Annotated in this window: 12 protein-coding genes; 6 read left to right on the forward strand and 6 right to left on the reverse strand. The window is 65.2% G+C overall.

Annotated elements, in window-relative coordinates:
• Positions 1 to 127: 127 nt before the first annotated feature.
• The 4 genes from JQ507_31685 to JQ507_31700 all read right to left on the reverse strand — a co-directional run bounded on the left by JQ507_31685 (position 128) and on the right by JQ507_31700 (position 4,522).
• Positions 128 to 1,474, reverse strand: coding sequence for a homogentisate 1,2-dioxygenase (locus JQ507_31685; protein ID QRI69375.1), 1,347 nt, complete (start codon positions 1,472 to 1,474; stop codon positions 128 to 130).
• A 2-nt stretch (positions 1,475 to 1,476) separates the two neighbouring features.
• A complete protein-coding gene (locus tag JQ507_31690; GenBank protein ID QRI69376.1) occupies positions 1,477 to 2,433 on the reverse strand; it encodes an MBL fold metallo-hydrolase in 957 nt (318 codons plus the stop codon).
• Positions 2,434 to 2,655: 222 nt separating this feature from the next.
• Positions 2,656 to 2,883 (reverse strand): DUF2783 domain-containing protein, encoded by a 228-nt coding sequence (locus tag JQ507_31695; GenBank protein ID QRI69377.1) that lies wholly within the window; start codon positions 2,881 to 2,883, stop codon positions 2,656 to 2,658.
• A gap of 10 nt (positions 2,884 to 2,893) precedes the next feature.
• Entirely contained in the window at positions 2,894 to 4,522 is a 1,629-nt protein-coding gene (locus JQ507_31700; protein QRI69378.1) for an FAD-dependent oxidoreductase, read from the reverse strand.
• 166 nt (positions 4,523 to 4,688) lie between these two features.
• Between JQ507_31700 and JQ507_31705 the strand changes: the two genes are divergently transcribed.
• Positions 4,689 to 5,249 carry a MarR family transcriptional regulator gene (locus JQ507_31705; GenBank protein QRI69379.1) on the forward strand — a complete coding sequence of 187 codons (561 nt, stop codon included), beginning with the start codon at positions 4,689 to 4,691 and terminating at the stop codon, positions 5,247 to 5,249.
• 126 nt (positions 5,250 to 5,375) lie between these two features.
• Here JQ507_31705 and JQ507_31710 read toward each other — a convergent pair whose 3' ends face one another.
• The gene (locus JQ507_31710) at positions 5,376 to 6,257 is read right to left on the reverse strand and encodes an NAD(P)-dependent oxidoreductase (GenBank protein QRI69380.1); all 882 of its coding nucleotides are present in this window, start codon (positions 6,255 to 6,257) and stop codon (positions 5,376 to 5,378) included.
• Between the two features lie 61 nt (positions 6,258 to 6,318).
• Positions 6,319 to 7,125 (reverse strand): N-acyl homoserine lactonase family protein, encoded by an 807-nt coding sequence (locus tag JQ507_31715; protein QRI69381.1) that lies wholly within the window; start codon positions 7,123 to 7,125, stop codon positions 6,319 to 6,321.
• 373 nt (positions 7,126 to 7,498) lie between these two features.
• Between JQ507_31715 and JQ507_31720 the strand changes: the two genes are divergently transcribed.
• The 5 genes from JQ507_31720 (at position 7,499) to JQ507_31740 (ending at position 14,589) form a co-directional block, all read left to right on the forward strand.
• Complete coding sequence (locus JQ507_31720) at positions 7,499 to 9,040, forward strand: caspase family protein (GenBank protein QRI69382.1); 1,542 nt, start codon at positions 7,499 to 7,501, stop codon at positions 9,038 to 9,040.
• A gap of 143 nt (positions 9,041 to 9,183) precedes the next feature.
• A complete protein-coding gene (locus tag JQ507_31725; GenBank protein ID QRI69383.1) occupies positions 9,184 to 9,834 on the forward strand; it encodes an OmpA family protein in 651 nt (216 codons plus the stop codon).
• A gap of 176 nt (positions 9,835 to 10,010) precedes the next feature.
• Positions 10,011 to 10,928 (forward strand): efflux RND transporter periplasmic adaptor subunit, encoded by a 918-nt coding sequence (locus tag JQ507_31730; protein ID QRI69384.1) that lies wholly within the window; start codon positions 10,011 to 10,013, stop codon positions 10,926 to 10,928.
• 12 nt (positions 10,929 to 10,940) lie between these two features.
• A complete protein-coding gene (locus JQ507_31735; protein ID QRI69385.1) occupies positions 10,941 to 14,093 on the forward strand; it encodes an efflux RND transporter permease subunit in 3,153 nt (1,050 codons plus the stop codon).
• Between the two features lie 88 nt (positions 14,094 to 14,181).
• Positions 14,182 to 14,589, forward strand: a complete 408-nt coding sequence (locus JQ507_31740) for a nuclear transport factor 2 family protein (GenBank protein QRI69386.1) — start codon at positions 14,182 to 14,184, stop codon at positions 14,587 to 14,589.
• Positions 14,590 to 14,595: the final 6 nt, after the last annotated feature.

Consider the following 14,595-nt stretch of genomic DNA (forward strand, 5'->3'; position numbering starts at 1 on the left):
GACGCACTTTATCTCTCGTCATTCCGGGATGCGCCGTAAGGCGCAGGCCCGGAATCCATCAGGCCACGTGTCGCGCGGAGCAATGGATTCCGGGCTCGCGCTTCGCGCGCCCCGGAATGACGGCTGGCTACGGCCTGGTCGGATCGAACTTCTTCTCCAACCCCTTCCAGCAATCCGAGTAGTCATCCTGCAGCGTCGACGACGTCGCCGCATGCTTGGTCACGCGCTGCGGGAAACGCGTCTCGAACATGAAGGCCATGGTGCGGGTCAGCTTGACCGGCTTCAGCTCGCCGTTGCTGGCATGCTCGAAGGCTTCGCGGTCGGGGCCGTGCGGCAGCATCATGTTGTGCAGCGAGATACCGCCGGGCACGAAGCCCTGCGGCTTGGCGTCGTAGACGCCGTAGATCAGGCCCATGAACTCCGACATGATGTTCATGTGGTACCACGGCGGACGGAAGGTATTGTCGGCCACCATCCAGCGCTCCGGGAAGATCACGAAGTCGATATTCGCAGTGCCGGCGGTCTCCGACGGCGAAGTCAGCACCGTGAAGATCGACGGATCGGGATGATCGAAGCCGATCGCGCCGACCGGCGAGAAGGTGCGCAGATCGTATTTGTACGGCGCATAATTGCCGTGCCAGGCGACCACGTCGATCGGCGAATGCGGCAGCGTGGTCTTGAACAGCGCGCCGCCCCATTTCACGTAGAGCTCGGTCGGCGTGTCCTTGTCCTCGTAGGCGGCCACCGGCGTCAGGAAGTCGCGCGAATTGGCCAGGCAATTGGCGCCGATCGGGCCGCGCTCCGGCAGCGTGAAGGCACCGCCGTAATTCTCGCAGAGATAGCCGCGCGCCGGACCATTCGGGATCTCGACGCGGAACTTGACGCCGCGCGGGATCACCACGATCTCGCCCGGCTCGGCATCGATGCGGCCGAACTCGGTGACCAGCCGCAGATCGCCCTGCTGCAGCACGAACATCATCTCGCCGTCGGCATTGTAGAAATGCTGGTCGACCATCGATTTGGTGATGAGATAGACATGCGCCGCCATGCCGGCCTGGGTGTTGGCATCGCCCGCGGTGGTCATGGTCTGCACGCCCTGCAGGAAGGTCATGTCCTGCTTCGGGATCGGCGCCGGGTCCCAGCGCAGTTGCGCGATCGGCATATCGTATTCGTGGCACGGCGCGGTACGCCACAGCCCGCTATTTGCCTTGGCGAAGCGGCCGGAGTGCCGCACCGACGGACGGATGCGGTAGAGCCAGGAGCGCTCGTTGGTGCCGCGCGGCGCCGTGAACGGCGAGCCGGAGAGCTGCTCGGCATAGAGCCCGTAGGCGCAGCGCTGCGGCGAGTTGCGCCCCATCGGCAGCGCGCCGGGCAGCGCCTCGGTCTCAAAGCTGTTGCCGAAGCCGGACATGTAGCCCGGGGTCACTTGCCCCGAGCTGCGCACGATCTGATCAGGCGAGGTATTGATGTTCATGTCTATCCTCCTCCTTGCAAGGCGGCCCACATTTCCTGGTCGCGCTTGTCGGTCCAGATCACGGGATCGTCGATCCCGGATGCCTCGTCATAGGCACGTGAAACGTTGAACGGCAGGCAGTGCTCGTAGATCGCGAAGCTCGAGAATTTCGGATCCATCACCTCGCGCGTCGCCGCCATCGATTCCTTCAAGGAGCGGCCCTTGGCGACGGACGATTCGGCGGCGCCATAGAGCGTGGTGACGAAGTCGCGGGTCATCGCGATCGCATCACGCCCGGTCTCGAGGCCCTTCAGCGCATCGCCGCGGCCCGGCGCGATCGCCTTCGGATTGAAGGCGCGGATCTCGTTCAAGGTCATCGGCCATTCCCGCAGATGCGCATCGCCGCAATAGCAGGCCGAGTGGTATTCGATCAGGTCACCCGAGAACATCACCTCGGCATCCGGCACCCAGGCGACGATGTCGCCCGAGGTGTGACCGGCGCCGAGCTGCATCAGCCGCACCTCGCGCTTGCCGAGATAGATCGACATCTCGCCCTCGAAGGTCAGCGTCGGCCAGGTCAGGCCGGGAATGCTTGCCGCATCCTGGAACAGGCGCGGGAAGCGGCCGTATTCCGAATCCCAATCCTGCTGGCCGCGTTCCTCGATCAGCCGATAGGTCTCCTGCGAGGCCACGATGCCCTGCGCGTGATAGGCCGAGGCGCCGAGTACCCGCACCGCGTGGTAATGCGACAGCACGACATATTTGATCGGCTTGTCGGTGACGGTCTTGACCCGCTCGATCACCTTGTTGGCCATCGCGGGCGTCGCCTGCGCGTCGAACACCAGGCAGCCGTCCTCGCCGACGATCACGGCGGTGTTGGGGTCGCCCTCGGCGGTGAAAGCGTAGAGATCGGTGCCGATCTCGGAGAATGTGACCTTCTTCTCGGTGAGATCCGTGGTCGATGCGAAACCTTTGGCCATCAGTTCAATCCTGTCTTCATGCGCTCCCTCTCCCCGTTCTTACGGGGAGAGGGTTGGGGTGAGGGGCTGTCTCCGCGTAAACGGTGACAGATGCGTCCGCGGAAGCTCCCCCTCACCCGGAACGCATCTGACGATGCGTTCCGACCTCTCCCCGCAGGCGGGGCGAGGTGAAGCGGAAGCTGCCGTTCGATTTGAACCAAAATCATCCAGGCTTGGCCCGTGCTATTGTTGCTGCTGTTGCTGCTGCTGGCTCGCGTCCGGCATCCGCCGCTTCGCCAAAGCGATTGCCTCGCACAGCACGTCGAGATCGCCGATATGGTTGGCGAGCACCAGAACCAGCGCGGCATCTAGATCGGCGCTCTGCGCCTCGGTGAGGCCGCGATGCGCCTCGACGATGGCGCGGAAGGCGTCATCGGGCTTTGCGAAGTTCGAACTGGTCGACAGCGCCATCAGCAACACCTCAATTCAGGCCGGATGCGCGCGCCAGCGCCGCATCGAGCGCAGGCCGCGCCGCGTTGCGGAAGCGTGCCGCGACATAACCATCCGGCCGCAGCAGATAGGCGGTGCCGGGCTCAGCATCGTAGCGCTTGCCGGCAAGGCCGCGCGCATCGACCAGCCCGCCCTCACCGCCGACCCGGATAGTGCCGACGCCCTCGGGGACATCGACAGCCGTGCCATTGCCAAACTCCAGCAGCGTGAAGCGCGTCCCCTGCCTGATGAAAACATCGGTCAGATAGGTCGCACCACCGCCCTGCTCCGTCAGCGGCGCATCCAGCATCGAGGCGCCCGGCCGCGGGCCGCCGCGCCAATCGTCGCGATCGCCACTCGACAGCGGCGTGTCGTAGACCGACGGCACCGACAGCCGGCCGCCATTGACCATGCGCTTGCCGAACTCGGTATCCTCCGCGAGCGACAGCACGGCTTGCCGCAGCCGCGCCTCCTGCTTCGTCACCGGCGCCATGAAATCGGTCGAACGCGTGGACTCGCGGATGTTCTCGTCCGCCGCCGCGCTGCGCTCGATGTGGTAGCTCTCCAGCAGGCTTTCCGGCGACAGCCGCCGCAGCACGCGGTCGAGCTTCCAAGCCAGGTTCTCGGCGTCCTCGAGGCCTGAATTGGCGCCGCGGGCACCGAACGGCGAGACCTGGTGCGCGGAATCGCCGGCGAAGATCACGCGGCCGTGGATGAACCTGGCCATCCGGCGACACTGGAACTTGTACAGCGAAATCCACTCGAACTCGAACTTGTCATGTCCGAGCATGCGTTCGATCCGCGGCCGGACATTCTCCGGCTGCTTCTCGGCGATGGGATCGGCATCCGGATTGAGCTGCAGGTCGATGCGCCAGATGTCGTCCGGCTGCTTGTGCAGCAGCGCCGAGCGCCCGGCATGGAACGGCGGATCGAACCAGAACCAGCGTTCGGTCGGGAACGCCGCCGTCATCTTGACGTCGGCGATCAGGAACTGGTCTTCGAACACCTGGCCTGCGAACTCAGCGCCGACCATCTGCCGCAGCGACGAACGCGCGCCGTCGCAGGCGACGACGAACGAAGCATGCACCTGGTAGGAGCCTTCAGGCGTTGCGATGGTCAGCGCGACGCCGTCGTTGCGGCTCTCCAGCGCGATCACCTTGTTGCGCCAGCGCAGATCGATCTCGGGCAATTGCTCGACGCGGTCGACCAGATAGGCCTCGGCGTAGAATTGCTGCAGGTTGATGAAGGCTGGCCGCTTGTGGCCTTCCTCGGGAAGCAAATTGAACTGGTAGAGTTGCGAGGCGCCGTGAAAGATCTTGCCGACGCTCCACACCACGCCCTTCTCGACCATGCGGTCGCCGACGCCGAGGCGATCCCAGAACTCCAGCGAGCGCTTCGAGAAGCAGATCGCGCGCGAGCCTTCGCCGATCCGGTCGGCATCGTCGAGCAGCACCACGCGCTGGCCGCGCTGCGCGAGATCGATCGCGAGCGACAAGCCCACTGGCCCGGCACCGACCACGACGACCGGATGCTCCGCCACATTGGCGCCCGACCGCTCCTGGTCGGGGTGGCGGCGATAGCCGAACTGGGTTTTGGCCTGTGCCGAGTTGGCGTTTGCCATGCGTGACCCTGGATGTTCCCTTGCGCCGGCTTTTGGCTGCGGCTTGTGTGTGACTGGCTTGCGACCAGCATCTTGCGGGCCGGCCGCGACCTTGCTAAATTAGTCTCACTTGCAACTATCTTAAACCCCCAGTCGGGGCCGCCGTCAACTCAAATTGGAGGGATTTTTGGCTAGGACCTCTGCGAGCCAGCCTCCGATCCGGCAGCGCAGCGCCGTGGAAGCAGACACGCGCGACGATGCCGCACCGGCGAAGAAGCGCCTCGACCTGTTCCACTTCATGCCGTTCCGCCTCAACCGGGTGGCGGCCGAGGTGAGTTCGGCGCTGTCGAGCGAATATCAGGCGCGCTACGGCCTCGACATTCCGGAGTGGCGCGTGCTCGCCACGCTCGGTTTCCGCAGCGATCCCTGCAGCGCGCAATACATCGCGCACTGCACCCGCACGCATAAATCCACCATCAGCCGCGCAGTGTCGGCACTGATGGAGCGCGAGATCGTCGAGCGCGTCGAGAACGCGGACGACCGCCGCGAATTCCGCCTGCGGCTAACGAAGAAGGGCCAGGCGCTGTATGAAGAGCTGATCCCGCGGCTGTTGCGCAAGGAGCATGAGATCCTGTCCTGCCTGTCCGCGCAGGAACGCCGCGACCTCGGCCGCCTGCTCGGCAAGGTCGAGACCAGCCTCGAGCTGGTGCAGACCAGCGAAGAGGCCGACGCGAAAGACGTGTATTAGGCCACCCCCTCGTCATCCCGGGGCGACGCGCCAGCGTCGAGCCCGGAATCCATTGATCTACGGACCGTGCGGCCTGATGGCTTCCGGGCTCGTGCTTCGCACGCCCCGGAATGGCGGTGGAGGGAGCTACGCCTTGTCGATGTGCTTCGCGATCACAGGGAAATAATTATCCTTCGATCCCTTGTCGATCGCCTCCTGCAACACCGTACCGATCAGCTCGGCGCCGCGGATTGCGATGCCGGCGTCGGCGGCGAGCTCCAGCGCGTAGGACAGATCCTTCAGCGCATATTCGGTCGAGAACGCGCGCTCCGGAAATACGCCCGGCACGATTGCCTTCATGCCGTGGTTGCGCAGCGCGAAGCTGTCGGCGGAGCCTTTCGACAGGGTGTCCAGCAGCAGTTTTGGATCGACGCCGTTGTGCTTTGCCACCGCGACGGCTTCAGCCAGCGCGTTCACGGTCTCGAACAGCACCATGTTGTTGAGGATCTTGGTCACCTGGCCGGCGCCGACCTCGCCGCAATTGGTGACGTCGGTGGCAAAGCAGCGGATCAAGGGCTCGATCGCGGCATAGAGCGCGGGCACCGCACCGACCATCACGCTGAGCGTGCCGTCCTGCGCCGCCTGCCGGGTGCGCGCGATCGGCGCATCGGCCCAGGCCGCCCCCTTGGCCTTGAGCTGCCCGGCAAAGTCGCGGGTCTGGCTGACCGACGACGTGCCGAGATCGACCACGACCTGGCCGGCTCTCGCATGCTTCAGAATGCCGTCACCCTCGAACACCGCGCGCACATGCTTGGCGCTCGGCAGGCAGAGGAACAGCACATCGCTCTGCTTGATGACGTCGGCGACGGAGCCGGCGACCTCGGCGCCATCGGCGCGGAGCCGTTGCAACGGCTCGGCCGAAAGGTCGAATACGACGACGCGCTTCCCGCTCTTCTTGACCAGGTTGCGGCAAATCGGCTCACCCATCACGCCGAGGCCGATGAATCCGAGAGTCTTGGTGTCAGTCATATCGCTGCTTCTTTTTGACGTTTCTTGAGTGGTGGAGATGCGCCTCGCCCGATCGGCGAGGCTATTTCGCGAATGATCGCGACGGCGCCAGATGCAGCGCGAACGCATCGACCTTGTCGCTGGCGCGCGGATAGATCTCGCTGACGATCGGATCGTGGCCGGGGATGAAGCGGTCGGGATGGCCGGCGAGCCGCTCGACGGTCTCCCAGCCCTGCGCCATGTCGCCGACATTGTAGACGATCGGGAACGGGCTCTTCTTGTGCAAGTTCGCGTAGTAATGCGCGGCGTCCGACGCCAGAACGACAGGGCCGCGCGCGGTCTCGACCCGCACCACCTGCAAGCCGTCGGAATGGCCGCCGACGCGATGCACGGTGACGCCAGGCGCGATCTCGCCGTCGCCGGAATGAAAGGTGACACGCTCGCCATAGACATGGCGCACCATCTGGGTGACGTGTTCGATCGAGAACGGATGGCGCAGCATGCCGTTGCACATGCAGCGGCCGGTCGCGTAGCTCATCTCGCGTTCCTGCAGATGGAATTTGGCGTTCGGGAAGCGATCCAGATTGCCGGCGTGGTCGTAATGCAGATGGGTGACGATGACGTCACGGATCGCGTCGGCGCTGACACCGAAATTGGCCAGCGCATCGACCGGGTTGAGCGTCAGCTTGCGGGCGCGCGCCTTGGCCTCCTCGGCGTTGAAGCCGGTGTCGACCAGGATATCGCGGCCGTGGCCACGGACCAGCCAGACGAAATAGTCGAGATCCTGCGCCGTGGTGTCGTGCGGATCGGGGACCAGGAAATTGAGGTGCGGCGTGCGCGGCGACATCGTCGCATAGCGCAGGGCGTAGATTTCGTAGGCGTTTCCCATCGGTTTCGCTCTTGTTTGCGGTTGTGTTTTGAATGGCTTGCCGTCCCGAGCACAAAGCCATCGCCCTGCGCAAAGGTCAAACCGCGCGCAGTGCGACGAGCGCATGACAGGGGGCTGGAGCCACTGTGAGTGCAATCACACTATCGGTTCATAGGAACCGGCACCATGCCGCGATGGCGATGGCCGCCATGACCGGATGCTGTTGCACTGCGGTCTCGCGGCCGTCACGGCAATAAGCGATGCTGCGACAAGCCGTTGACGGGAGTTCGGCCGTGGTTTGATAATGGATTTTCGCTAGAGTAAGGTTCCCGGGGCGCAGGCCGAAAGCGGCGCCATTTCCATCGGAATGCCGCGATCTGGATTTGCCGCGATTATGAAAATCCGCCTTGCCTTGCTCGCCACGCTGATTTTTTCAATCGCGTCGCCCACCCTGTCCATCGCCGCCGGCGACCGTTTCGCGCTGGTGATCGGCAACGCCAAGTATCCGGACGCCGACGCGCCGCTGAAGGAGCCGGTCAATGACGCCCGCGACGTCGCCGACGAGCTCAAGCGCGATGGCTTCACCGTCGAGGTCGGCGAGAACCTGACCGGCGACGGCATGCACCGCGCCTTCGACCGGCTCTATGGCAAGATCAAGCCGGGCTCGGTCGCGCTGATCTTCTTCTCGGGTTACGGCATCCAGTCGAACCGGCAGAGCTACATGATCCCGATCGACGCCCAGATCTGGGCCGAGGCCGACGTCCGCCGCGACGGCTTCAGCCTCGAGACCGTGCTCGGCGAGATCAACAGCCGCGGCGCCGGGGTCAAGATCGCGCTGATCGACGCCTCCAGGCGCAACCCGTTCGAGCGCCGCTTCCGCAGCTTCTCGGCGGGACTCGCCCCTGTCATCGCACCCAACGGCACGCTGGTGATGTATTCGGCCGCGCTGTCGTCCGTCGTCTCGGACAATGGCAGCGACCGCAGCCTGTTCGTGCGGGAACTGCTGAAGGAGATCCGCACCCCGGACCTGATGGCGGAGGAAACGCTGAACCGCACCCGGGTCGGCGTGACCCGCGCCTCGCGGCAGGAGCAGGTGCCATGGATTTCGTCGTCCTTGGCTGAAGATTTTTCATTCATTCCGGGCGGCGCACCGGGAGCCCTGAGCGCTGCGCCCGCCCCCGCCGCAACTCCGTCAACTGAGGTCGCAACGGCACCGCCGGCTCCGCCTCCACCAGCCCCGCCCGCGGCAACGCCGACGCCGGCACCGGCGCCTCCTGCGGCAACCGCGCCGACACCACCGCCTGCACCGCCGAAGCCGTCAGTGGCGACCGCACCGCCGTCTCCGCCAAAAGCGCCGGAGATCGCACTGCCGCCACCCGCACCGCCTCCGCCCGTAGTGATCCAGCCCACGCCGGCTCCAGGCAATCCGCCTGCGCTTGCCGATGATCCGACGATCAAGAGCCTGAGCGACCGGCTGGGCAAGAACCCGGACGACGCGGCTGCGCTGTATCGCCGCGGCCAGGTCTATGCCAGCAAGGGTGCCTACGACCTCGCGGTGAAGGACTTCACCGATTCGCTGCGGCTGAACCCGAAGGATGTCGAAGCCTACAACAACCGCTGCTGGGTCCGCACCGTGATCGGGGACCTGCAGGCGGCGCTGAAGGACTGCAACGAGGCGCTGCGGCTGCGCCCGAACTTCGTCGATGCGCTCGACAGCCGGGGCCTGATGAACCTGAAGGGCGGGCAGAACAAGAACGCCATCGCCGATTTCGACGCCGCGCTGAAGATCAACCCGCGGCTGACCTCGTCGCTGTACGGGCGCGGCCTCGCCAAGAAGCGCAACGGCGCGGTGGCGGAGGGCGATCTCGACATCGCCAACGCCAAGGCGATGGACCCGAACATCGTCAAGGAATTCGCCGACTACGGCGTGCAATGACAGATCAGGCAAGGCCGGCCCGCGGCTCGAACCACGGATGAAATCGCGCGACTAATCAGAGGGTACGTGCCGGGCAGCGATGCCGGCAAAATCGATCTGACACGTTGCATGGAACCGCGCCAGCCTGCGCAGGAGGGACCGAGATGTTCAAGCCGTCGGCGAAGGCCGCAATCCTTTCAGTCGTGACCGTCGGCGCCATGCTGTCATTCGACATGGCGGTCGCCCGCGCCGGTGACAACGTCACCGAGGACCAGATCATCAAGGCGCTGACGCCCGAGAAGAAGCCGCTGACCCGCGGCCTCTCGGTCGGCCCGCAGACCTCGCCCGGGCTGAACGCCGACCAGGCCAAGTTCGTGCAGAGCGTTCGCGGCCGCGCCACCCGCTCGCTGTCCTCGACCGAACGCGAGGAAATCGCGACCATCGTCCAGGACAAGCCGAAGATCGATCTCGAGATCAACTTCGACTACAACTCCGCCGACATCAGCGCGAAGTCGCTGCCCTCGGTACAGGCGCTCGGCCGCGCCCTGACCAATCAGGATCTGAAGGGCTCGACCTTCGTGGTCGCAGGTCACACCGACGCGGCCGGCGGCGAGGAATACAATCAGGGCCTCTCGGAGCGCCGCGCCGACGCCATCAAGCGCTATCTCGTCGACAAATACGGCATCAGCGGCACCGACCTGGTCACCGTCGGCTATGGCAAGAGCAAGCTCAAGGACCCGAGCCACCCGATGGCGGACGTCAACCGGCGCGTGCAGGTCGTCAACGTCGAAAACAAGGACACCGCATCCAAATGATCCGGATGTGATGGGCGGTGGCGCGGCTCCTTTTTGAGGTTACAATGCGTTCCGCACCCCGGCGGGGCGCATTTGCTTTTGGGCCAATACTTCTGGGCCAAGCTCCGAAGCATCCCTCAGACGAGCGCCCAAGACAATCACTGTCATGACGCGCCAAGTTCCGGATTGATCAGGCGATGAACTTTTCCCAATACCTCAAGCCTGCGCTCGGCACCGTGTTTTTCCTGGCGCTGGCCATCGCCTACTACGCATTCGAGCACCGCTCCCATCCGGAGGAGAAGGAGACGCCCGGCCAGGCGCTGGTCGTGGTGACGAAATCGACCAATGCCTGCTTCTCCGACATGGTCCGCGTCACCGGCTTCATCGTGCCGCGCCGCGAGGCACAGGTGAATGTCGACCAGGACGGCTCCAAGGTCACCGACGTGCTGGTCCGCGAGGGCGACACCGTGACCGAGAACCAGGAACTGGCGCGATTGACCCCGCCGCCGCAGCAGGCGGCTCAGGGCAATGCCAAGCCGCTCGTGCTGCGCGCGCCGGCGGCCGGCCTCGTCACCGAGGTGCGCACCGCGCCCGGCGCACCGGCCTCGCCGCAGGCTCCCCCGATGTTCAAGATCTCGGTCAACAACGAGATCGAGCTCGACGCCGAGGTGCCGGGCTTCCAGCTCCTGAAGCTCAATCCGGGCGCCAATGTCCGGATCAGCCGCGACGACGCACCCGACATCGTCGGCAAGGTTCGCCAGATCTCGCCGCAGATCGACCGCGCCACCCAGCTCGGCCACGTCCGCATCACCATCAACAACAATCCGACGCTGAAGGTCGGCATGTTCGCGCGCGCCAATATCGACGCCAAGCGCTCCTGCGGCGTCGCGGTGCCGCGCACGGCGATCGACCGTCTGACCTTGCAGGTGGTGAAGGGCAACACGATCGAGACCCGCAGGGTGCGCGTCGGACTGACCTCCGACACCTCGACCGAAATCCTTGATGGCCTCGACGTCGGCGAAATCGTCGTGGCCGATGCTGGCACCTCGCTGCATGACGGCGACCAGATCAAGACCATGTTCGCCGAAGAACTCGATCGCACGCGATCACGGTAATCGGACACATCAATGGCTTTGAACATCTCGGCATGGTCGATCCGGAACCCGCTTCCCTCGATCGTCTTCTCGATCATCCTGCTGGTGCTGGGCTGGGTCTCCTTCACCAAGCTAGCCGTGACGCGACTGCCCAGCGCCGACATTCCGGTGATCTCGGTCGCGGTCTCGCAATTCGGCGCCGCCCCCTCGGAACTTGAGTCGCAGGTCACCAAGACGATCGAGGACGGCGTCTCCGGCGTCGAGGGCGTGCGCCACATCTCCTCCTCGATCACCGACGGCCTGTCGGTGACCACCATCCAGTTCGCGCTGGAGACCAATACCGACCGCGCACTCAACGACGTCAAGGATGCGGTCACCCGCGTGCGCGCCAACCTGCCGCAGAACGTCACCGAGCCTCTGATCCAGCGTGTCGATGTGATCGGCCTGCCGATCGTGACCTATGCGGCGATCTCGCCTGGCAAGACGCCGGAGCAGCTCTCTTACTTCGTGGACGACGTGGTCAAGCGCGCGTTGCAGGGTGTGCGCGGCGTCGCTCAGGTCGAGCGCATCGGCGGTGTCGAGCGCGAGATCCTGGTCTCGCTCGATCCCGACAAGCTGCAGGCAGTCGGGCTCACCGCCGTCAATGTCAGCCAGATCCTGCGCGGCACCAATGTCGACGTCGCCGGCGGCCGCGCCGAGATCGGCAAGAACGACCAGGCGATCCGCACGCTGGCCGGCGCCAAGACGCTGAACGAGCTCGCGGGCACCATGATCCCGCTGTTCGGCGGCGGCGAGATCCGGCTCGACGATCTCGGCACCGTCACCGACACCATCGCCGACCGCCGCACCTTCGCTCGCTTCAACGGCGAGCCTGTGGTGGCGCTCGGCATCAAGCGCTCCAAGGGCGCCAGCGACGTGGTGGTCGCGGCCGCGGTGCAGAAGCGGATCGACGCGCTGAAGGGCGCTTATCCCGACGTCGACCTCAAGCTGATCGACACCTCGGTCGAGTTCACCAAGGGCAACTACTTAGCCGCGATCTCCACCTTGTTCGAGGGCGCAATCCTCGCCGTGATCATCGTGCTGCTGTTCCTGCGCGACATCCGCGCCACGATCATCGCCGCGGTCTCGCTGCCGCTGTCGATCTTCCCGGCGTTCTGGGTGATGGACCTGCTCGGCTTCTCGCTCAACCTGGTGTCCTTTCTCGCGATCACGCTGTCGACCGGCATCCTGGTCGACGACGCCATCGTCGAGATCGAGAACATCGTCCGCCACATGCGGATGGGCAAGACGCCTTATCGTGCCGCGCTCGAAGCCGCCGACGAGATCGGCCTTGCAGTGATCGCGATCTCGCTCACCATCATCGCGATCTTTGCACCCGCAAGCTTCATGTCCGGCATTGCCGGCCAGTTCTTCAAGCAGTTCGGCATCACCGTGTCGGTGCAGGTGTTCTTCTCGCTGCTCGCAGCACGCTTCGTGACGCCGATGCTGGCGGCCTATTTCCTCAAGCATCATGACCACGACGACCCACCGCCGGGCCGTATCCTGCGCAGCTATCACAGCCTCGTCGCCTGGTCGGTGAAGCACCATTACGTCACCGTGCTGATCGGCTTTGCGGTGTTCGCCGCGTCGATCTGGAGCATCACGCTGCTGCCCCAAGGCTTCCTGCCCGCGCAGGACACCGCGCGCTCGCTGCTGGCCATGGAGCTGCCGCCCGGCTCGCAGCTCGCCTATACCGAGAAGGTCACCGAGGAGATCGTGGCGCGGCTGCGCAAGCGGCCCGAGGTGCGGAGCGTGTTCGTCGACGGCGGCCGCGTGCCGCCGGGCATCCAGGAGGTGCGCCGCGCCGCGCTGATCATCAACTACACGCCGAAGGCGGACCGCAAGATCACCCAGCGCGAGCTCGAGCTGTCGATCAGCAAGGAGCTCGATAACGTCCCCGACATCCGGTTCTGGTTCCTCGACGAGAACGGCCTGCGCGCGATTTCGCTTGTGGTCACGGGTACCGACAGCAACATCGTCAACAACGTCGCGAGCGAACTGGCGACGCAGATGAAGCGGATTCCGATCATCGCTAACGTGATCTCGGAGACCGCGCTCGATCGGCCAGAGCTGCGCATCCGTCCGCGCGCCGAGCTGGCGGCGCGGCTCGGCGTCTCGACCGAGAGCCTGTCGCAGACCATCCGCGTCGCGACCATCGGCGACGTCGGCCCGGCGCTCGCGAAATTCGACGCCGGCGACCGCCAGGTGCCGATCCGCGTCCAGCTCGAGGACAATGCGCGCAGCGATCTGCAGATGCTGGAGCAGCTGCGCGTGCCGCTCGGCCTGCGCGGCGAGCGCGGCGGCGTGCCGCTCTCCGTCGTCGCCGACATCCAGCTCGACCAGGGCCCAACCAGCATCAACCGCTACGATCGCGAGCGGCAGGCCACCGTCGCGGCCGACCTCGTCGGCAATGCCGCGCTCGGCGATGCCACCAGGCTGATCTACGACCTGCCGGTCATGAAGAGCCTGCCGAAGGGCGTCAAGGTCAGCCCGTCCGGCGACGCCGAGAGCCTCGCCGAACTGTCCGACGGCTTCGCCACCGCGATCACCGCCGGCCTGATGATGGTCTATGCCGTGCTGGTGCTGCTGTTCGGCACCTTCCTGCAGCCGATCACCATCCTGTTCTCGCTGCCGCTTTCGATCGGCGGCGCGATCGGGGCGCTGCTCCTGACCGGCAAGCAGCTCACCACGCCGGTGTGGATCGGCATCCTGATGCTGATGGGCATCGTCACCAAGAACGCCATCATGCTGGTGGAGTTCGCGGTGGAGGCGATCCGCGACGGCAAGGCGCGCGAGGAGGCCATGATCGACGCCGGCATGAAGCGCGCCCGGCCGATCGTGATGACCACGATCGCGATGGCCGCCGGCATGATGCCGTCAGCGCTGGCGTTCGGCGCCGGCGGCGAGTTCCGCTCGCCGATGGCGCTCGCGGTGATCGGCGGCCTGATCTTCTCGACCGTGCTGTCGCTGGTGTTCGTGCCGGCGATGTTCATGGTGATGGACGACATCGGAGGCCTGATCTGGCGCTTCGGCAAGCGGCTCGTGGTCTCGCATGCCGACCACGAGCTGACCCCGAGCGAGCCGAACGCCGACGAGAGCAAGCGGCAGGGCGGCCCGCCGAGCGTGATCTCACCCGCGGCGGAGTAAATCAGGTCCGCACTCCCGAAGTTGCGAGCCAGCTGCACTCCCGGTGTGGTAGAGTAGCTGCCTTTCAGGCCGGAGAGGAGGGCTCCCGATGACAGACCGCGAAGCAATCCATCGCTTGATCACTGAGGCATATGCCGCGCGCAACAAGGGCGACATCGATGAGCTGATGAAAGCATTTGGCCCCGGCGCCAGTTTCGAACTGGTTGGTGACAAAGAGGCTCTTCATCTGACCGGCGCCGTCGAGGGGCACGCGAATGTCCGGCAGGCGCTGTCGGATTTCATCACGGCGTTCCAGTTCGTGGATCGCAAGGTCACGAGCTTCCTCATCGATGGTGACCGCGTCGCCGTGCACTCGACCATCACGGTCCGCTTCATTCCGAAGGACATCACGGTCACGACGGAGGTCGTCGATCTCTTCAGGATCGAGAACGGCAAGATCGCCGAACTCGTCGAGTTCGGCGATACGGCACTCCTGAAGCAAATCACGTCACCCTAGCGGTCG

The sequence above is a fragment of the Bradyrhizobium sp. PSBB068 genome, from assembly GCA_016839165.1.
Lineage (GTDB): Bacteria > Pseudomonadota > Alphaproteobacteria > Rhizobiales > Xanthobacteraceae > Bradyrhizobium.